The following is a 21293-nucleotide window of genomic DNA, read 5'->3' as shown; positions in this document are numbered from 1 at the left end:
GAAATAAGGAATTAACAACATGGCTCAAGACGCGATTACCGCTGTCATTAACTCCGCAGATGTTCAAGGTAAATACTTAGACGCTACTGCTTTACAGAAGCTAAAAGGCTATTTCTCTACTGGCGAACTGCGGGTACGTGCTGCTAGCACCATCAGCGCCAACGCTGCTGCGATCGTCAAAGAAGCTGTAGCAAAATCTTTGCTATACTCTGACATCACTCGTCCCGGTGGCAACATGTACACCACCCGCCGCTATGCTGCTTGCATCCGTGATTTGGATTACTACCTCCGCTATGCCACCTACGCTATGTTAGCTGGCGATCCTTCCATTTTGGATGAGCGTGTATTAAATGGCTTGAAGGAAACCTACAACTCTTTAGGAGTTCCCGTTGGTGCTACCGTGCAAGCTATCCAAGCAATCAAGGAAGTAACCGCTAGCTTGGTTGGTTCTGATGCTGGTAAGGAAATGGGTGTTTACTTAGACTATATCTCTTCTGGCTTAAGCTAAGAACTAGTTTGCGCTTAAGAATTTAGGTGCGGCTTTATTAAGGTCTGGAAATCAACTGTGAGTGCTAGAACGTTATATTGCTTATCTTGGTAAATTATCAGTGATGAGTGTTGCTGGTCTAGTATTGATGTTTGATTTCCAGCCTTTGAATATTAAAAGATTTGCACTCAAAGATTTTGAGATAAAAAAAGTTTTCACAAAGTATACAGGAGACTTTCAGAACATGTCCCGTTTGTTTAAAATTACTGCTCTAGTTCCCAGCCAAACCCGAATTCGTACCCAACGCGAACTACAAAATACTTACTTCACTAAGCTAGTTCCCTATGAGAACTGGTTCCGCGAACAGCAACGCATCCAAAAAGCAGGTGGCAAAATAATTAAGGTGGAACTGGCAACAGGTAAGCAAGGTGCTAATACTGGCTTGTCGTAATTCTGTAAATAGAACGTTATTTTAGAGAATTAGTAAGAGGTCAGCAAAGACCTCTTTTTTGTCGAGAATGTATTTAATTAACTTTTATAATACATATATTTTCTGTACACTTCCGTATATGTACCCTGTTTGAAGTAAATATCTATAGCGATCGCAATTTATCCGAAATATTGATCGAGCGGTGTATTGAAGTTGACAACTATAAGATTTATGGTTGTAAAGCCTACTTATGAGTTATAAGTTATGATTTATGAGTTTTATTGCTAACTCCTAATTCCTAACTTTTTACCCGTACTGATCGTGAATCTACGCCGCCTGATTCCAATTTTTGATAGTTCAGTCTCCAACTGGGCATTAGAAGCGCGGTTGTTGCGCTGGTTAACGTTGATTTGGCTGTTCGTCGGCTTGATCATGCTATTTTCAGCATCCTATCCTGTGGCTGACGCCCGTCATCATGACGGGCTGTACTACTTTAAGCGTCAACTGCTTTGGGTGTTAGTTTCTTTAATCGGATTCAATATTATTGTTAATTTCCCATTACAAAAAATTTTGGGACTATCCCATTGGTTTTTGTTACTGTTTTTGGCGTTAATTTTTGTCACACTGATCCCAGGATTGGGAAGGAAGGCTTTTGACGCAGCGCGTTGGATAGCGATCGGGCCAATTCCGATTCAACCCTCAGAATTAATTAAACCCTTTTTGGTGCTGCAAAGTGCGCGGCTTTTTGGTCAGTGGGAACGAATCAGTTGGCGGGTTCGCTTGGCTTGGTTGGGTATTTTCGGTCTGGTACTTTTAGGAATTCTTGCCCAGCCTAACTTAAGTACAACAGCACTTTGCGGCATGACTATTTGGCTAATTGCCCTAGCAGCTGGGTTACCTTACAAGTACCTGGGAGGAACAGCAATTGGCGGAGTGATGTTGGCAATCCTCAGTATTAGTATTAAAGAGTACCAGCGTAAGCGGGTGATGTCATTCCTGAATCCGTGGGCGGATGCTACAGGAGATGGCTACCAGTTAGTGCAAAGTCTACTAGCCGTAGGTTCTGGTAGAACTTGGGGAGCCGGATTTGGGCTTTCCCAACAAAAGCTGTTTTATTTACCAATTCAGGATACCGATTTTATTTTTGCAGTGTTCGCTGAAGAGTTTGGCTTTGTTGGCAGTATGGTGTTGTTGGTACTTTTAGCTACATTCGCCACTCTCGGATTAATTGTGGCGCTGAAGGCTAAAAATATAGTGCATCGATTGGTAGCGATCGGCGTGACGATTTTGATGGTAGGACAATCATTGCTCCACATCGGTGTTGCTACAGGTTCTTTACCAACTACTGGCTTACCTTTGCCCATGTTTAGTTATGGTGGCAATTCCATGATTGCCAGCTTAATAGCTGCTGGGTTGCTGATTCGGGTAGCACGCGAAAGTAGTGAAGCTGAGGTAGTACCGTTGCGAAAACCCCTGTTGGAAAATGGGCGCAGACGCCGAGCTTTTCAGAAAAATAGGAATTGAGCTAGTACGCTCTTTGCACGATCAAAATTGAATAGATTATGGAAGACTTAAAAAAAACAATAATCAACTACTCCAGCACAGACCTCGAACAGCGCAAAAAGTGGTATTCTCCAGCAGCAGAAGCTTACAACAAGGCAAGACCCCGCTATCCTCAGGATTTGATTCAGCAAGTTGTGGAAGTTGCTCAACTCTCCACAGACTCAAAAATTCTGGAAGTGGGATGTGGCCCTGGAACTGCAACAGTAGCGCTCGCTCAATTGGGTTGCTCAATGATTTGCTTAGAACCAAACCCAGATTTTTTCCAGTTAGCTCAACAGAATTGTCAACCGTATTCCAATGTAGAGATTCATAACACATCCTTTGAAGAGTGGGAACTCAAGCCATTTGAATTTGATGCCGTCTTAGCAGCAACTTCTTTTCATTGGATATCACCAGAAGTTGGATATCCAAAAGCTGCAAATGCCCTACAACAAAATGGCTACCTGATTTTATTGTGGAACAAGGAACTTCAACCGAGCCACGAAGTGTATCAAACTTTATCGCAAGTCTATCAACTACATACTCCATCTCTTGACCGATATGAAGACCAAGAAACTCAAGAATATATCTTGAGACAATTAGGAAATATGGTCATTGATTCGGGGCAATTCAAAGACTTGATATCCGGACAAGTTATATCAGAAGTAACCTACACTGTCGATGAATATTTAACACTTTTGAATACTTACTCGCCATATATAAAATTAGATCCACACAACAAAGAGTCTTTATTTTCGGGATTGAGGCATCGCATAGAAAATGATTTTGGAGGCAGTCTTCAACTTTCATATATCTCTGCTTTTCACATCGCCCAAAAAGTTACCTTAGAGGGAAGGGAGTCTTAAACGGGCTATTGTTGCGTGGTAAAGTAGATGGAATTGGGTTAATGCTAGGTATAGGAGTAGGAGTAGGCACCACTTTTTTGATGACTGTGATTGCAAATCCTCTTTGCTGGGGTTGTTGCTTGCCAGATATGTCATTAACTTGCAGTGCGATTTGAGGCGGGAAGGCTTGATTGACTGGAAGTTTTATTGAGTCAACTGGTTTAACGTCATTGCCGTATGGCAAAAGTTTAACCTGAATATTTTCTCCCTCTACTCTCCAACTTAGAGTAGTAAATTCCCCTTCTTTGAGAACCAGATTTGGTTGCTCACTACCGTTGATTCTAAAAGAGATAATCTTAAATGGTTTTGGTAATATTTCAATTTTTGATTCAGTCTTTTTAAAACTATTTTTTTGACTTCCATTGTTAGAAAAAGCTTTTATTTGAAACGCAAAGTTTCCGGCTTTATTTGCTGGTAGAGGAATATTTTTACATCGCAGTTGTTGATTTTGTTGTGTACATAGTTTTTGAAGTTTAGGGTCGGTAATCTTACCTTGATTAAATTTATAAGCAATTTGTTGACCATAGGATGTACCATCATCTGCACTGCCAGCAATTTGAATTTGTGCTAACAATAATGGACGGGCAATTGTCCAACTAAAAAGAATATTTTGACCTTTTGTATATAGTGGTTTATCTGTTTGGAAACCAACTACTTCAGCAATTTGTTTTTCAGCTATTTCTACTTGTGTTGTTTGACTTACTACTTGGTTCTTTGGAGAAAATAATTGTATACCATTACGATAAAACGCTTGTAAATCAAAAGTGTAATTACCTTTTGTTTTCACTCCAGTTTTAACGTTGCTACAAATTAGCTCTTGTTTTTCTTGCACCTGACAAGGAGGTATTTCATTAGCACTTCCTTTGCCTAGTGTTTCAGGAATACCATTGCTAAAGTCATAGGTAATAGGCTGAATAGGTTGCGAACTTTTGGCCGTCAGAACCAACTTTTGCAACTGTTGATAGTTGTGAATGTCCCACTTTAAAGCTACCTCATCCTCCTCTTCAGTAATTCGAGGGTTATTGGCACTAAAATTTTCTAATCTCAAAGGATCAGGATTTAAAATTCGCCAAATGATAAATCCTATCCCTCCGAGTAAGCCCAAAATTGCCAAAATTAACAGAATAAATTGCCACAATGGACGGGGTTTCCATACCAAAGTTCCCTGAGGCAATGTGTTAGGTAAGGGTAAATTTTGTTCGTCTTTGATATCGAGTTGAAAGTTGACCACTAGCCCTGTGCCAAACCACGGTCTTCGCCACCAAGGTCTGGGTTTGACCGTCAAATTGGCGGCAGCACTTCTATTAGGTAATAATCTTACTTCAGTCGGATCAAATTTGTAAGTATATAGTTCTTCTTCGTCTCGACTTTTTAAACTTAATATTAGTTCGCGAACTATATTGCCCTGGTTCGTTAGTGATAATTCGTACTTGCCAAGACTACGGCTAACTTGTCCTAAGATGGTATTAAGTTCTATATCTAGGCGATAATTTGTCGGAATCTGGATGTACACCAAATCCAGCAGTACTAAGTCTGGAGAGCTTTCTGAATACAAGCGGATTGTTGGAGAATAGTTTCCCGCAAGGGTATCTCCAGGTGGATGAAATTTCAACAATATTTGACCTTGAGTACCAGGGTTGAGTTCTAGTGCACTCACATCAGACACCAACCCTGGCCCCTCAAGTCCAGTTGCAGGATAATTGATTGTGAACCAGTCATTATCTAAATCTGGGCAACTCAAGCGGAACCTGTCTACGAGATAAGAGCGATTGTCAACTATCACCTCCACTTGCAGAGGCTGACTAGGATTGAAAATTAGCGGCTTGTTGGGGTTGGTGTTAGGTCTAATGGAAAATGTCGGGTCATTCACCCGAATTGCGGTCTGTTCTTTTAGTAAAACCTTAATTTGGTTTGGGAAGGTTACGGGAGTGTCTTGTGGATAATGTAGAGGAGAATCTACGACTAGTGTATAGTCATAGGTTCCTGGGAGAGCATTTGCGGGGATTTGAAATTCAAATGTTATTTCGTCACTATTCTGTTGGGGAGCTAATGCTAAACTTTCTCTAGGAGAACTAGACCAACCGATTAAATTTTGAAATACTTCGTCAAAAACAAAATATAAATCAATAACCGCACTCTGGTCTCCCTGATTGATTACAACAACATACAGTTGAATGGTATCTCCTGGCATCCCAAATTGAATTCCAGGTGGGTTGATAATAACTTCCAGTGGATTGAATTTAGCTTGCATGTGATCGACTCCCTTATTTGATGCGGTGTAGTTTGACCTGAAAATCTTCACTACCACTCACAATCATGGTTCCTTGATTACTTTTCAAGTCGATACTATTGATTTTTTTAGAGCTTTGGTAAATTGTTTTACCTTCTGCTGCCTTTGTTTTGTCGAGCTTATGTTCGGAGGTTAAGTACCAAACCACTACTCGTCCATCATCGCCACCACTTACTAACAGACTACCATCATCACTAAATGCCAGACTATGCACAGATGTTTTTGATGCTGGCCAGCGGTCTAGTGGTGAACAATTGAGTTCATTAACTTTTTCCTGCGGATTCGGATTTTTGATAGTTTGGCACTGATTTAAATTCCAAATCGTAATAAATCCCGCAGAATCGGAGGTTGCTAAGATTTTTTCTGCCGAGTTAGGAACGAAAGCTAATCCCCAAATATAGTCTTCACGCCCAACTAATGGATCTAATTTTTCTAGATTTTGGACTGATAAACCTGGGAATTGTTTATCAGATTGAGTTCGATTCCACTGCCATAATATGAAACGCTTAAAGTTTCCAGCAATTACTAGAGTTTTTGCATCTGGGCTAAGATTTAATGCCCGGACTTGGAAACCTGATAGTTTCAATGTACTTTGTACGTCGATAACTTCTCGCGGTTCTGGCAGAAAATCGGTGTTAGACGCTGGTCTTGACCATAATCTAACTTTACCACTGCCATAACCACTGAATAAGTTAAGTGAGTTTGAGGTGAAAGCTAGGTCAAAAACGCGATCGCCTTTTGCCTTTGGATCTTTAAGGTCTTGAAGTTCGCTGCTCTTTGCACCTGAAGGGACATCTCTTAGTTCAATTACACCATTATCTAAACCAACAGCAACACGATCATTTTGTAACGGCATGAAGCGTAAAACTTCTACAGCGTCGTCAGTAATCGCCATTAAACCTTTAGGCTGTTGCGCTTTATCACAAGCAACAGGCCCCCCAGCATATGTTACTCTATCGTCGGGGTCTAACCTATCAGCACCGATGCTCCAAAGTCTTAAGGTGCAATCATCTGAGCCACTGACCACAGATAAACCAATACCACTAAAACGCACTGAATTCACAGAACGTGTATGCATTACATCTCTTGGTTGCAGTATCCATGCTAGGAGTGCGGCTAATAATGCGATCGCAGCCAGCTGTAGCCATAGAGGTATAATTGGCAGAGCCTCCACTTCTAATGTCTGCGTGGCAGGGTCTGTACTCCCTAAACGTTGGTCGGATAATTCAGATTTGGCCTCCAGCAACAAAGTTTTGCCGATTCCTACCCAAGGGCGTTTTGTTTTAACATCAAGAATGACTTTACTTGTCTCTCCTAGATGGAGATTGGCAATTTCGGGAAGTTTTTTGAAACTACATTTTCGCCAGTCTCTACCTTGCACTTGTAGATTAATTTCCTGATTCAGGTTACTAGCGTTTTTAAATAGTAATTCAAAGGAAGCTGTATCTGACTTCCAGTCAGGCAACCATGCCGATTTACTAGGAATTTTCAGGTGTTTTTGTGTAATACCAAAGTTTATAAAACCCACAGGCAAGACTTCAACATTACCTTCAGCACTAGTTGGATAACCATTATTGCTAACAGCTTCAATAGTAAAAGGATAATTTTGACTGGGCGCTTGTACTACAGAAGGAGGTTGGCATTGGAATGTCACTTCTGCTAAACCACCTGCTTCTAAGAATAATCGGCGTTCTGCACTACCTGTTAGCCAAGAAGGATCAACGCCTGTAAAACGTAGTACCACATCGGTAGGTTGTTGCCCCAAGTTCCGCACCCGAACTGGTATATCTACAGAATTTCGGGGATAAACTTGGAACTCCCGCACAGGCAATTCCACACTTAAATGTGTTGGTCTGTTGTCTCGCTCGATTTTTAGCCTCAGCACAAGTCTTGACTGCTGTGCTAATTGCGGTGAAAAAATCTTCACCATCAGGTTGACAGTACCGACAAATCCCGGAATGGGTGTATTGTATATGAAGACTTGGAATATTGTACTACTGCCTGGTGGCTTCGCTGCTGCCACCTCTGGTTCGAGTCGATACCAGAGATATCCTGTGTTCCGGGTTTCTCCTGCTGCGGTAACTTCTATCTGAAAATTGACAAAGCGATCGCTGTCATTATTGACAGTTACCTCAAATGAGACAGGAGTATCACCTGGACGAAAGGTTAGGTTTTGAGTAGAAAGACTGGCATTAATAACACTTTTTTCCATGCTATTATTTATACTTCTTTAGTATTTTGCATGACTAAGACTCTTAAAAAATTAATATCTGCGAAAATGCCACAATAGTTCTTTTGGTTTGATTATTCAAATGTATATATTCAATATTGTGTAATAAATTTGTCAATTTATAAAATTCATTTTCAGAAAAGCTATATATTCAAGTCCAAATTCATCAATTGGATATCTGGTACTATTCCCAACAAAACTTGCTAAACCGGGTTTATGGTCGGAAAATTGAGGTTTTCAGGTTAAACCAGCATCAAACCTGATTTTTGATGCCCATGCTAAATATGAGTTGAGCAACTTAGTAAAATTACATAGTTTGATTGCTTTACAAAAGTGGCAACTTGCTAGATAATAGCAACGAAAGGGAAAGTAATTAGTAGTATAGTTTTTTAGTTATCGGTAGTTGTGTGAAAACCCTGTAATCCAAGGCTAAAGTCGGTTTGAGTTTCCCTCATCACCTAAGCTCAAAGTAAGAAAATGGCAACGCTACATACCTCACACTTGCAAGAAAATCACGCAACTTCCACCTCCAATACCCATAGTCTAGTCTTCATCGACATGGCAGTTGAAGACTATAGCGGTTTAGTCAATGGCGTGCTTGATAATACCCAAGTATTCCTGCTTGACTCCACAGACAACGGTGTAAAACAAATTACGGAAATTCTGGGGAGTTGGGCTGGCGAGAATTTGACTAATATTCATCTTGTCTGCCACGGTGCCCCAGGTTATTTACAATTGGGGAACACGCATCTAGGACTTGATACCCTCGATAAATACAGCCAGCAACTGCAACAATGGCAGAAAATATTTTTAGCCTCTACCAAAAGCGATAACCCTTGGAACTTACTCATCTATGGTTGCAAAGTGGCTTTTGGTGATGTGGGGGGAGAATTTGTCGAAAAACTGCACCAACTTACAGGAGCGAATATTGCCGCTTCCAAGAAGCTGATTGGCAATACAGCATTAAATGGGAACTGGGAGTTAGAAGTTCGCACTGCTGATATGGAAGTAAATCTTGCGTTTGCAGAAACAGTGCGAGAAGCTTACCCAGGGATACTGGCAACGTTCACGGTGAATAATACCGGAGATCCGGATGATGGTCATGCGAACAACGGCATCACCACACTCCGGGAGGCAATTAACTTAGCCAATGCCACTCCTGGGGATGATATCATAACCTTTGGGGGTGTATTTACGGATAAGACCCCAGATGTGATCACCCTCACCTCTGGACAACTGACGATTACCGATGATATTACCATCTTGGGGACTGGGGCATCTAAGCTGGCTGTGAGTCGCAAGAATGCCTCTACAATATTCGAGATATCGGGATTAGCCACAGGTGTCACTATTGATGGCTTGGCGATCGCTAGCGGCAGTATTAAGGTTAATAGAAATTCCATTCTCAGCCTAGCTAACACCAGTGTGTCTGGTAATATAGCAGAAAGTGGCATTTCTAACAGTGGTATCCTCGGTCTTACTAACACCAGCGTCTTTGGCAATACACAGGGCGGTATCTATAATGGTGGTACTCTCAGCCTAACTAACAGCAGTGTTTATGGCAATACCGGGGGAAGCGGCATTTTTAATGACGCTTCTAGTGGTAAAACTGGTACTCTTAGCCTAACCAATAGCAGTGTCTCTGGGAATACGGCAAACTCCGGTGGTGGCATCTATAATAAAGGCGGTACTCTCAGGCTGACCAATAGCACTGTCTCTGGCAATAGTGCAAAATTCGGTGGTGGCATTTTTAACGGAGATGATGGTAGTTATTTTTCCGGATTAGCTACTCTAACTAATAGCACCATCTCTGGCAATACAGCGTTAGAAGATGGCGGTGCCATATACAATGACAGTGCCTATGTGGGAAACAACATACTCACCCTAATCAATACCACAATTAATCACAACACAGCTGACTCAGATGGTGATGGTACTGGCAATGGTGGAGGTATTTTTAATAACGATAGGTCTGTTAGCAACGTCAATGTTAGTAACACCATTATTGCAGGCAATTTCGACAACTCCAAATCAGGTGATATAAACCCCGACGTGAGTGGTGGAGTGATTGACTCTGGCAATAACCTAATTGGCAATAATACTGGTAGCAGTAACTTTACGACCAGCACCCTCGTCGGCACAAGTGCTAGCCCCATTAACCCCAAACTCGGCCTGCTGCAAAATAACGGTGGTGCAACCTTAACTCATGCCTTACTTGCGGGTAGTCCCGCCATTAATGCTGGCAAGAATTCCTTAGTTTCAACTGGGTTCACCACTGACCAACGCGGTGCTGGATTTAACCGAGTATTCGACGGTGTTATTGATATTGGTGCTTATGAAGTCCAGCCCCCCACAACTAAGCCACCTGTTAATACTGACACAGTGGTGACTAATGCCAACGATTCTGGGGCAGGGTCATTGCGGCAGGCTATCCTCAATGCTAATGCTACTGTTGGGGCGGATACGATTACCTTTGCGGGTGTGTTCACCGATGCCACCCCAGATATCATCACCCTCACCTCTGGGAAATTGACGATTACTCATGATCTAACTATTTTGGGAACTGGGGCATCTAAACTCACCATTAGCGGGAATAATGTCTCAGGCGTGTTCGAGATATTGGGCACAGGCACAGATGCAAGCATTGATGGCTTGAAGATTGCTAATGCTAATGACCCCTTGGGCAGTATTTTGGTCAATAGTAATGCTAACCTTAGCCTGACAAGAAGCACTGTCTCAAACAATAAGGGGGTCGTAGGTGGTATATTTAACAGAGGCACTCTCAGCCTAACCGGAAGCACTGTCTCTGGCAATAACGGGTCGTCTTTAGGCGGAGGCATCTTTAACAAAGGCAATCTTAGTCTGACAGGAAGCACTGTCTCTAATAATAATGTATACGTAGGTTTCAACCCTGCCTATGGCGGTGGTATATTCAACATAGGCAAGCTCAGTATAACAGGAAGCACTGTCTCTAATAATAGTGCGTTCGCTAGTGGTCTTAATCGGGGAGGACCTGACCCTTATCCATCCTCTGGTGGTGGCATTTATAACTTAGGCAGCGTTGATATCACTCGCAGCACTGTCTCTAATAATAGTGCCGCAGACGGTGGTGGCATATCTAACTCAGGTACTTTTAGCCTGACGGGAAGCACTGTCTCTGCCAATAGTGCATACTACAACGGCGGTGGCATTTATAACAGCGGCACTCTCAGCCTTGCCAACGACACCATTACAGATAACACATCAAAAGGCTTTGTGGGGGATATAGGCGACGGTGGGGGCGTTTTCAATAAATCTGATGGGACTGTTATTGTTGGGAACACCGTCATTGCAGCCAATTTTGATATGATACCCAACCAGTCTTCTGAACCCTTTATCTTCAACCCTGACGTTTCCGGCAACTTTACCGATGCGGGTAATAACCTAATTGGCGATCGCACTGGTAGCACAGGTTTTACCACCAGCACCCTCGTCGGTACCAGCGCCAACCCCATTGACCCGAAACTCACCCCTCTGCAAAATAACGGCGGTGCAACCTTGACTCATGCATTACTTGCGGATAGTCCCGCGATTAACGCAGGCAAGAATGCTTTGATTCCAGCAGGGAGCACCACTGACCAACGTGGCGCTGGATTTGACAGAATATCTCAGGGTACAGTTGATATTGGTGCATTAGAGTTTAATGGGCTGAATGGAACCAATGGCGCTGATAATCTCGTGGGCAAGAACTATAGTGACATCATTAACGGTCAAGGCGGGAATGATACGATCACAGGGAATCAAGGCAACGATATCCTAACTGGTGGCGGCGGCAAGGATAAATTTGTTTACAACTTAGGTGACGGTGTTGATACAATTACCGATTTTGGGGGGTTAGGTAAAGGCTCAAATCCCTCGGCAGCAGTCATTGCTGAATTGGATACCCTGAAATTCCAAGGTACTGGATTAACTGCCAAAAATCTGCTACTTACGCAAAATGCTAGCAATCTGGAAGTCACCTTTGATGGGGTGGCTGATGACAAAGTTATCCTGCAAAACTTTTCTCTAGAAAACCTAGACAATTTATCAACGCTGGGAAATATCCTGTTTGATGGGCAAAGTAGCATTCGTGACAGCTTTGATGTCTTCGATGCCAACTCCACCCAAAGCGCTATCTTCAACAAAAACACAGTCACCTTTCTCAATGACCTAAATAACAATGTCAATGGCTTTGACAACTCAGCTGATGTGATTAATGGTCAGGGGGGTAATGACTACATCAATGGCAAAAGTGGCAACGACCTACTGCGCGGTGGTACGGGTAACGATACCCTAGTTGGTGGTGCAGATGATGACATCCTTGTTGGTGGTGCAGGTAACGATAGTCTTATCGGCGGTGCTGGCAATGACATTCTTATTGGTGGTGCAGATAACAATACCTTGACTGGCGGTAGTGGTAATGACCAGTTCATCTACCAAACCTTAAACTATTCCGGTGATACCATTACTGACTTTAATCAGAGCCAGGATAAGTTAATCTTTACTGACCTGTTTAAGAGCGTGGGCTATAGTGGCAGCAATCCCATCAGTGATGGCTACCTACAGTTTGTGCAATCAGGTACTTCTACACAAGTTAATTACTCTGCTGGTCATTATTCTGTTTACACCTTGGCAACTTTGAATAATTTTACGGCTACAAATCTGGTAGTCGGTACTAACGTCATCGTCTAGCGTTCAATTCTAGTCTGTAGCGATTGTCTTAATAATCAAGTGATTTGCCACTTTTTTCTAAGACAATAAGACACGCAGTAGATTCAATCAAGACAAAAAATTATGACCAAAGACGACTCCCAAGGTACTTACAAGTAATAAAATGCCCAGTTGTCGCTTTTGTCCTCCAGGCAAAAGCACCAAAATACTTGGTTTTGCCAACAATATCATTGAAACGGCTGGGCATTTTATTTTTTGGATGTCCCCAAACCACGCCAGCTAAAATTAGGCTTTTTGAAAAATCAGGAGAAACTTCACAATTGATTAACGCAGAGTTAGACGAAAAGGGCGATTTAAGAATTATTGGGCAAGACGGGGGCAAAGCAGCGATGCCTACGGCGGTAAACTACGCACATTGGGGCGATGAAGACTATGAATTTTAGTTAAATTGGTGTTTTGATGAACAGGAGCTATTAGACATCTCCGAAAACTAGCATAAAACCTGGTTTTTGATGCCCATGCTAAATATGAGTTGGGCAACTTAGTAAAATTACATAGTTTGCTTGCTTTACAAAAGTGGCAACTTGCTAGAAAATAGCAACGAAAGGGAAAGTAATTAGTAGTATAGTTTTTTTAGTTATTGATAGTTGTGTGAAAACCCTGTAATTACAAGGCTGAAGTCGGTTTGAGTTTCCCTCATCACCTAAGCTCAAAGTAACAAAATGGCAACGCTACATACCTCACACTTGCAACTAAATCACGCAACTTCCACCTCCAATACCAATAGTCTAGTCTTCATCGACATGGCAGTTGAAGACTATAGCGGTTTAGTCAATGGCGTGCTTGATAATACCCAAGTATTCCTGCTTGACTCCACAGACAACGGTGTAAAACAAATTACGGAAATTCTGGAGAGTTGGGCTGGCGAGAATTTGACTAATATTCATCTTGTCTGCCACGGTGCCCCAGGTTGCTTACAATTGGGGAACACGCATTTAGGACTTGATACTCTAGACGAATACAGTCAGCAACTGCAACAATGGCAGAAAATATTTTCAGCCTCTACTAAAAGCGATAATCCCTGCAACTTACTCATCTATGGTTGCAAAGTGGCTTTTGGTGATGCCGGGGGAGAATTTGTCGAAAAACTGCACCAACTTACAGGAGCGAATATTGCCGCTTCTGGTCACCTGATTGGCAATACAGCATTAAATGGGAACTGGGAGTTAGAAGTTCGCACTGCTGATATGGAAGTAAATCTTGCCTTTGCAGAAACAGTCCGAGAAGCTTACCCAGGGATACTGGCAACGTTCACGGTGAATAATACCGGAGACACGGATGATGGTCATGCGAACAACGGCATCACCACACTCCGGGAGGCAATTAACTTAGCCAATGCCACTCCTGGGGATGATATCATAACCTTTGCGGGTGTATTCACTGATACTACCCCAGATGTGATCACCCTCACCTCTGGACAACTGACGATTACCGATGATGTGACTATCTTGGGGACTGGGGCATCTCAACTGACTGTGAGTGGCAATAATGCCTCCAGGGTGTTTGAGATATCGGGATTAGCGACAGATGCCATGATTGATGGTTTGACCATTGCTAATGGTAATATCAATACCAACTACGGCAGTGGCAGCGGTATTCTAGTCGATGACAGTGCCATTCTTCGGCTCACTAACAGCACTGTCTCCCGCAATATGGGAGGTGGCATCTCTAATGCTAGCATCCTCAACCTAACAGGAAGTAGTGTCTCTGACAATACAAGAAGCGGGATCGTTAATGGTGGCTTCCTCGACCTAACGCAAAGCAGTGTCTCTGGCAATGCAGGAGAGGGTATTGGCAACGATGGTACAGTCAGTCTAACTAATAGCAGTGTCTCTAGCAATACAGGAGATGGCATCTCTAATTACGCTTTTGGCGCTTATCATTTAATTTCCTCTGGTTCCCTCAGCCTGACCAATAGCAGTGTCTCTGATAATACAGCATCAGGCATCTCTAACGTAGGCAGCTCTCTTAGACTTATTAATAGCAGTGTTTCTGGTAATACGGCAGGAGGCATTTCTAACTCACACCTCTCTGATACATATTTTGATGCCTCAAGTTCAGCAATCTTGATTAACAGTACTGTATCTGGTAATAAGGCAATCTCTAACGGTGGCGGCATATATAACAACGACACTCTCAGCCTTATCAACACCACGATTACCAATAACACAGCTGACTCAAACGGCGATGGTACTGGCGACGGTGGAGGTGTTTTCAACGATGGTGGAACTATCACTGTTGGGAACACCATCATTGCAGGCAACTTCGATAACTCTACCTCCGCTAATATCTACCCTGACGTGGCTGGAAGCTTCAGTGACTCCGGCAATAACTTGATTGGTAATAACACTGGTAGCACCGGATTGACCACCAGCACCCTGGTTGGCAGCAGTGCCAGCCCGATTAACCCCAAACTCGGCCCTCTACAAAATAACGGCGGTGCAACCTTTACTGATGCTTTACTTGCCGGTAGTCCCGCTATTAACGCAGGCAATAATTCTCTAGTTGCTGGTAGTGTTACTACTGACCAAAGGGGCATTGGATTTAACCGAATATCTGATAATACGGTAGATATTGGTGCTTATGAAGTCCAGTCCACTAGCCCACCACCTGTTAATACTGACACAGTAGTGACTAATACTAACGATTCCGGAGCAGGATCGTTGCGGCAGGCTATTCTCAATGCCAATGCTACTGTTGGGGCAGATACGATTACCTTTGCAGGCGTGTTCACCGATGCCACCCCAGATATCATCACCCTCACCTCTGGGAAATTGACGATTACCCATGATCTAACTATTTTGGGAAGTGGGGTATCTAACCTGACTATCAGTGGGAATAACGCCTCTGGCGTGTTTGAGATATCAGGTACAGGAACAGATACAAGCATTAATGGCTTGAAAATTGCTAATGCTAATGATGGCTTTGGTAGTATTCTGCTCAATAGCAATGCTAGCCTCAGCTTGACCAATAGCACTGTATCTAACAATAGTGGGTCGGTAGGCGGTATCTTTAACAGAGGTAGCCTTAGCCTGACTAACACTACTGTCTCTGATAATAGGGGATCGTCACTAGGAGGTGGTATATTTAACAAAGGTACCCTTAGCATAACGGGAAGCACTGTCTCTGGTAATACGGCAGATACTTATGGTGGCGGCATCTTTAACACAGGTAACCTCAGCTTAACGGGAAGTACTGTCTCTAGTAATTACCTGCCCACAGAAATCTCTAATGAGCGGCTGCCTGGCAATTTTTTAACAAATAGCTACGGTGGTGGCATCTTTAACACAGGCAACCTCAGCATAACCGGAAGCACAATCTCTAACAGTACCGCGATCAACGGCGGCGGCATCTTTAACCAAGGCACCTTCAACCTCAACAATAGTACTGTCTCTAGTAATACCTCCTATACAGAGGGCAACGGCATCTCTAACAAAGGCACCCTTACTCTCATCAACAGCACTATTACAAATAATGACATTTCTTCATATTTTAATGGTGATGCCCAGTCTTATGGTGGCAAGGGTAGCAGCGTTTTCAATGACTCTGATGGTAGTGTCATTGTTGGCAACACTATCATTGCAGGCAACTTTGGCTTAGAGGGCGACGTTTCCGGCAAGTTTACCGACCTCGGCAGTAACCTGATTGGCGATCGCACTGGTAGCACAGGTTTTACCACCAGTACCCTCGTCGGCACCAGCGCTAACCCCATTAACCCCAAACTCACCCCTCTGCAAAATAACGGTGGTGCAACCTTGACTCATGCATTACTTGCGGATAGTCCCGCAATTAACGCAGGCAAAAATGCTCTGATTCCAGCAGGGATCACCACCGACCAACGTGGCGCTGGATTTGACAGAATATCTCAGGGTACAGTTGATATTGGTGCATTAGAGTTTAACGGGCTGAATGGAACCAATGGCGCTGATAATTTAGTGGGCAAGAACTATAGTGAGATCATTAACGGTCAAGGCGGGAATGATATCATTACAGGTAATCAAGGCAACGACGTCCTAACTGGTGGTGGCGGCAAGGATAAATTTGTTTACAACTTAGGTGACGGTGTTGATACAATTACCGATTTTGGGGGGTTAGGTAAAGGCTCAAATCCCTCGGCAGCAGTCATTGCTGAATTGGATACCCTGAAATTCCAAGGGACTGGATTAACTGCCAAAAATCTGCTCCTCACCCAGAATGGTAACAATCTGGAAGTCACCTTTGATGGGGTGGCTGATGACAAAGTTATCCTGCAAAACTTTCCTCTAGAAAACCTAGACAACCTATCAACGCTGGGAAATATCCTGTTTGATGGGCAAAGTAGCATTCGTGACAGCTTTGATGTCTTCGATGCCAACTCCACCCAAAGCAGCATCTTCAACAAAAACACAGTCACCTTTCTCAATGACCTAAACAACAATGTCAATGGTTTTGACAACTCAGCTGATGTGATTAATGGTCAGGGGGGTAATGACCGCATCGACGGCAAGAGTGGCAACGACCTGCTGCGCGGTGGTACGGGTAACGATACCCTGGTTGGTAGTGCTGGTGATGACATCCTAATTGGCGGTAAAGGAAGTAATAACCTCAGTGGTGGTGCTGGTAATGACATCCTGCTTGTTGGTGATTATGATGCTGATTACTCTTCTGATGATCAAGAGCAGAATGATATCCTTTATGGCGGTAGTGGTAATGACCAGTTTATCTATCAAAGCTATAGCACTAATAATATAATCATTGACTTTAATCAGAGTGAAGATAAGTTAGTTCTTACTAACGTGTTTAAGAATCAGGGCTACACTGGCAGCAATCCCATTGCTGATGGCTATCTACAGTTTGTGCAATCGGGTACTGCTACAAAAGTTAATTACTCTTCCTTTAATAATGGTGGTTATTTCGATGAAACCTTGGCGACTTTGAATAATTTCACGGCTACAAATCTGGTAATTGGTACTAACGTCATCGTCTAGCACTCAGTTCTAGCCTGTAGTAGAAAAACAGCCGTAGCACTGCTACGTCTCTATTAGGGTTCTGGATGCATAATTAATTTATGGAGATATGTATTGCTTGATTTTGGATTTTAGATGTTTCTAAAATCCAAAATCAAGCACTCTTACAGTTGCCGCACTAATGGCTGACCATCTTTGACTTCACCAATCAAAACTAAATCGACACAGTTAACGAAGATACCATTTTCCAAAACGCCGGGAATGTTATTCAATGTCTTTTCTAGGCTGACTGGATCTTCAATAGAGTCAAATCTGACATCTAAGACAAAGTTTCCCTGGTCAGTGATCACTGGGCCAGCTTTTTTTACACCCATACGGAGTTCCGGTTTACCACCCAGTTTTTTGATGGCATTGGTAACAGGAGTAATTGCCATTGGGATCACTTCCACAGGCACAGCGAAACTAGAACCCAAGCGGTCTACTAACTTACCACTATCTACCACGACGATGAACTGTTCTGCCAGGTAGTCTACGACTTTTTCGCGGGTATGTGCTGCACCACCGCCTTTAATCAAATTCTTCTGCGGATCAACTTCATCTGCACCATCAATGGCAATATCGATGTGGTCGATAGCGTCCAAGGTGGCGAGAGGAACACCATACTGCTTCGCCAGCACTTCTGACTGAAACGAGGTAGGTATACCAATGATATCTTTGAGTTCACCAGAATTGAGGCGATCGCCCAAAAACTGAATCGTATATGCTGTAGTTGACCCCGTACCCAACCCAACGATGGAACCAGATTTTACCAGGGCGGCGGCGGCTTTGCCAACTTCTTGCTTCATCAACTTTACGGGATCTGTTGCTGTCATTCCCAAAACTCCTGAAAAACTGACTATAGTCCATAGTAGTGGGCAGATAACGTCAAAAGATGAAAGGTAAAAAACAAGTTTTTGCTAATTTCTACTTCCTTGATTAGGGACTTCCAAAAAATAAAACATCATAGTGTCCGGGACAAAGGAAATGAATAATGTAATATAGTGTATATTAATATACGAAATTTATGAATAAACCACAGTACACTGCTTCTACTTTTGAGCAACTTTTCGCTGAGATTGCCCCGGAAGTAGCAAATACCTTCACGGTGGAGCAATTAGAAGCCATAAAAAGGGGTTTTGTCTCTCGTGGTCGGACCCGTCATGCTTTAGACATAAGAGTTTCAGTGCCAATTCCCGGATTAAGGTTTTATCTGGTGTTGTTAGCAGGTTCAGAACGTCGCTCTAAAGCGCGTTTACACTCTGAAAAAAGTTTATATCCTTTTTGGACTCCAGCCAATATCTTGTTCCTCATCGGATTTCTAATCATTCTATCGGCTTGTAGCTACACTATATTTTCTTTTGCATTGTCTTCACTTACTCCCATATCTACCTCGTATTACCCTACTTCAATTCCTTGGATTGAGGATAAATCAGAATGTGAATATACCAGTAGAGTCTGGCATGATGGGAAGTGCTGGGATTCTGAACACAGTCCTAATTATTAAAATTTATAGCTACACCCTACGTAGCGGGAGCAACATTGTCCAACTTAAATTCGTCACTAGTTAAGTTACACGTTATTAGGAATACCAAACTTCGCCTTAACCTCAATAACGTAGTTTTTTAAATTCATTTAGCAGCTAAAAGTGGTTATTATAATGCGTCAGCTTTCAATTACTCTATCTTTAGTGGCCCTACTACAAAACTTACCAGCAATTGCTCAAGCTCAAGTGCCAGAAACTACTTCTGGAATCCCATCTGATTCCATTCAACAAATAACTGCTGTCAAATGGATGACAAACTTTTCCGATGGCAAGTTTTATCCAGAAAGGTTAGTGAGTAGGGCCGAATTAGCGTCAATTATGGTAAAAGCATTTGGGCTAAATAAAAGACAAGCTGTTAGCAAAGAAAATTTAGCTATTCCAGATGTTCCTGCTTCTCATTGGGCATTTAATGATATACAGACAGTCTTAAAAACTGACATTATGAAAGGCTATCGAGGCAATGAATTTTTCCCTAATCAAAAGGTGACAAGGGCAGAAGCTCTTGCTATTTTCGCCCAAGCTTATGGTGTATTTCAGTTTCCTGATGACGCTGTTAATGAGATTCTGGCTTCACATCCAGATGAAAAGTCTATCCCAGCTTGGGCTAGAAAAGCGATCGCTACAGTGGCTAGTGAGGGATTTCTTAACACAGATGCTCAAGGAAATATTTCCCCATTAAAACCTGTTACCCGTGGGGATATAGCTTATGTATTGAGTAAATATTTGCAACGACAACAGCGACAACCCGAAACACCAGAAATTCCGGTTATTCCAGATAGCCCACAATCTCCTTAACTGAATAAAATTCAGTTAAGGAGATTGTGTTTAAAATCAGTTTTGACCCGGACTTCTATACTTGTCTCGAATCTGGCGAAGATATAAGGAATTAGACTGTGTTGGTTGCTGCAACACATAATTAGACTGTGGTAGTTGCGTCGGCTGCTGCAAGCCATAATTAGACTGTGGTGGTTGCGTTGGCTGCTGCAAGCCATAATTCCCATAATTAGACTGTGGTAGTTGCGTTGGCTGCTGCAAGCCATAATTCCCATATCCCACAGGGTTTGTTGGGGTGACAACGCCTTGACTCGGAATCTGCCTAGAGTAAGGTGAAATATTACTTGGTGCGGCAGAGCTGACTGGGGGCGTCACTGGTGATACATTAGGCACTACCTGACCACTATTTAAATTATTATAGGGATTTTGCGGTAAGTTCGTACCCGTTGACGGATAACCTGTACCAGTATTTAACCCATTACTAGGCAATACCTGACCGTTATTTAAATTACTGTAGGGATTTTGTGGTAAGTTCGTACCCGTTGACGTATAGCCGTTCCCAGCAGTTAAGCCACTACTTGGTAGAGAATTCTGACTGGGTAAGCTGTTGATGGGTGGCATTAACGTTGTTCCTGAGTCAGAGACTCGACCCAAGGGATTTGTCTGAGTTGCAGTGATCCCATTGAAGCTAGACGATTTCTGGTTTGTTGATTGGTTGAGTGCTGCTTGCAGAGGGCTGAAGGAGACAGAATTTTGATTTTTTTTGGTTTGATTAGTGAATCCAATACCCAGGTTAGAGGATGTTTGTTCCCCCTCTGTTGGTTCAGACGCTGCATTTAAGGTCTTCAGACCTAGAAACTGGTTATTACTATCAACCGTCCCAGTCCGCAATAAATTTTCTGTTTGGACAACAAAGGGATTTTTCACGGCTGGGGAGGTGTCGCCATTAACGCCTAAACCAGGATTTAATTTGGTATCACCACCAGACTTTTGTTTGTTAATTACATCCTCTAATAAGCTTTTGCTCTTTTTTTCCTCAGTGTTTTCAGTAGGGGTATTTGGCGTTAATGAGACAGTTGCTTGGTCAAAATCATTAAATAAAACTGGTAGGTTATCAATATCTGCGGCAATAGCTCTGTCTTCTGCTGACAGTGAGGAATCAGCAGGCTGTTGTGAAGCGACTTGGTTTTTTTGCTTATAAACGAAAATATCTGGGTTTGACCAGTATTCCCAGGTTACTAACCCTACTATAGATAAAAAAATTGCAGTTCCCCAAAAACCAGGTCGCCCTAGATACCATAACCTGGCTTTGAGATAGCGTAAGTAGGCGGGAGGATAATGACGATTTGGCATGGGAT

13 protein-coding genes are annotated in these 21293 nt (G+C 42.7%); 9 read left to right on the top strand and 4 right to left on the bottom strand.

Annotated features, from left to right (window positions below; translation table 11 throughout):
- The first annotated feature begins 19 nt into the window (after positions 1–19).
- The 4 genes from apcB (at position 20) to V7K46_RS06790 (ending at position 3325) form a co-directional block, all read left to right on the top strand.
- On the top strand, positions 20–508 hold the full coding sequence (gene apcB, locus V7K46_RS06805) for an allophycocyanin subunit beta (RefSeq protein WP_335111818.1): 489 nt from the start codon (positions 20–22) through the stop codon (positions 506–508).
- Between the two features lie 223 nt (positions 509–731).
- Positions 732–938, top strand: a complete 207-nt coding sequence (locus tag V7K46_RS06800; RefSeq protein WP_012411143.1) for a phycobilisome linker polypeptide — start codon at positions 732–734, stop codon at positions 936–938.
- A 300-nt stretch (positions 939–1238) separates the two neighbouring features.
- Positions 1239–2441 carry an FtsW/RodA/SpoVE family cell cycle protein gene (locus V7K46_RS06795; RefSeq protein WP_298909102.1) on the top strand — a complete coding sequence of 401 codons (1203 nt, stop codon included), beginning with the start codon at positions 1239–1241 and terminating at the stop codon, positions 2439–2441.
- Between the two features lie 38 nt (positions 2442–2479).
- Positions 2480–3325 (top strand): class I SAM-dependent methyltransferase, encoded by an 846-nt coding sequence (locus V7K46_RS06790; protein ID WP_335111817.1) that lies wholly within the window; start codon positions 2480–2482, stop codon positions 3323–3325.
- On the opposite strand, the gene V7K46_RS06785 is transcribed toward V7K46_RS06790, so the two are convergent.
- Both V7K46_RS06785 and V7K46_RS06780 read right to left on the bottom strand, forming a co-directional pair.
- Complete coding sequence (locus V7K46_RS06785; RefSeq protein ID WP_335111816.1) at positions 3300–5615, bottom strand: COG1470 family protein; 2316 nt, start codon at positions 5613–5615, stop codon at positions 3300–3302. The two genes, V7K46_RS06790 and V7K46_RS06785, sit on opposite strands and share 26 nt — an antisense overlap.
- Positions 5616–5628: 13 nt before the next feature.
- Positions 5629–7866, bottom strand: a complete 2238-nt coding sequence (locus tag V7K46_RS06780) for a hypothetical protein (RefSeq protein ID WP_335111815.1) — start codon at positions 7864–7866, stop codon at positions 5629–5631.
- A gap of 495 nt (positions 7867–8361) precedes the next feature.
- Here V7K46_RS06780 and V7K46_RS06775 point away from each other — a divergent pair, with 495 nt between their 5' ends.
- The 3 genes from V7K46_RS06775 (at position 8362) to V7K46_RS06765 (ending at position 17600) form a co-directional block, all read left to right on the top strand.
- On the top strand, positions 8362–12594 hold the full coding sequence (locus tag V7K46_RS06775) for a DUF4347 domain-containing protein (protein ID WP_335111814.1): 4233 nt from the start codon (positions 8362–8364) through the stop codon (positions 12592–12594).
- 188 nt (positions 12595–12782) lie between these two features.
- Positions 12783–13016: a hypothetical protein gene (locus V7K46_RS06770; RefSeq protein WP_335111813.1), complete on the top strand. Its 234-nt coding sequence runs from the start codon at positions 12783–12785 to the stop codon at positions 13014–13016.
- A 279-nt stretch (positions 13017–13295) separates the two neighbouring features.
- Complete coding sequence (locus V7K46_RS06765; protein WP_335111812.1) at positions 13296–17600, top strand: DUF4347 domain-containing protein; 4305 nt, start codon at positions 13296–13298, stop codon at positions 17598–17600.
- A gap of 143 nt (positions 17601–17743) precedes the next feature.
- Here the strand turns inward: V7K46_RS06765 and rpiA are convergent, their stop codons facing one another.
- On the bottom strand, positions 17744–18451 hold the full coding sequence (gene rpiA / locus V7K46_RS06760; protein WP_335111811.1) for a ribose-5-phosphate isomerase RpiA: 708 nt from the start codon (positions 18449–18451) through the stop codon (positions 17744–17746).
- A 191-nt stretch (positions 18452–18642) separates the two neighbouring features.
- On the opposite strand from rpiA, the gene V7K46_RS06755 reads away from it, so the two are divergent.
- Positions 18643–19122 carry a hypothetical protein gene (locus V7K46_RS06755; RefSeq protein ID WP_335111810.1) on the top strand — a complete coding sequence of 160 codons (480 nt, stop codon included), beginning with the start codon at positions 18643–18645 and terminating at the stop codon, positions 19120–19122.
- 153 nt (positions 19123–19275) lie between these two features.
- Positions 19276–19956 carry an S-layer homology domain-containing protein gene (locus tag V7K46_RS06750; protein WP_335111809.1) on the top strand — a complete coding sequence of 227 codons (681 nt, stop codon included), beginning with the start codon at positions 19276–19278 and terminating at the stop codon, positions 19954–19956.
- Between the two features lie 36 nt (positions 19957–19992).
- Here V7K46_RS06750 and V7K46_RS06745 read toward each other — a convergent pair whose 3' ends face one another.
- Entirely contained in the window at positions 19993–21288 is a 1296-nt protein-coding gene (locus V7K46_RS06745) for a hypothetical protein (protein ID WP_335111808.1), read from the bottom strand.
- Positions 21289–21293 lie beyond the last annotated feature (5 nt).

It is taken from the genome of Nostoc sp. (assembly GCF_036917395.1).
In the GTDB taxonomy this organism is placed as follows: domain Bacteria; phylum Cyanobacteriota; class Cyanobacteriia; order Cyanobacteriales; family Nostocaceae; genus Nostoc.
Note: the sequence above shows the minus strand (reverse complement) of the source record. Positions and strands in the feature narration are given on the sequence as shown.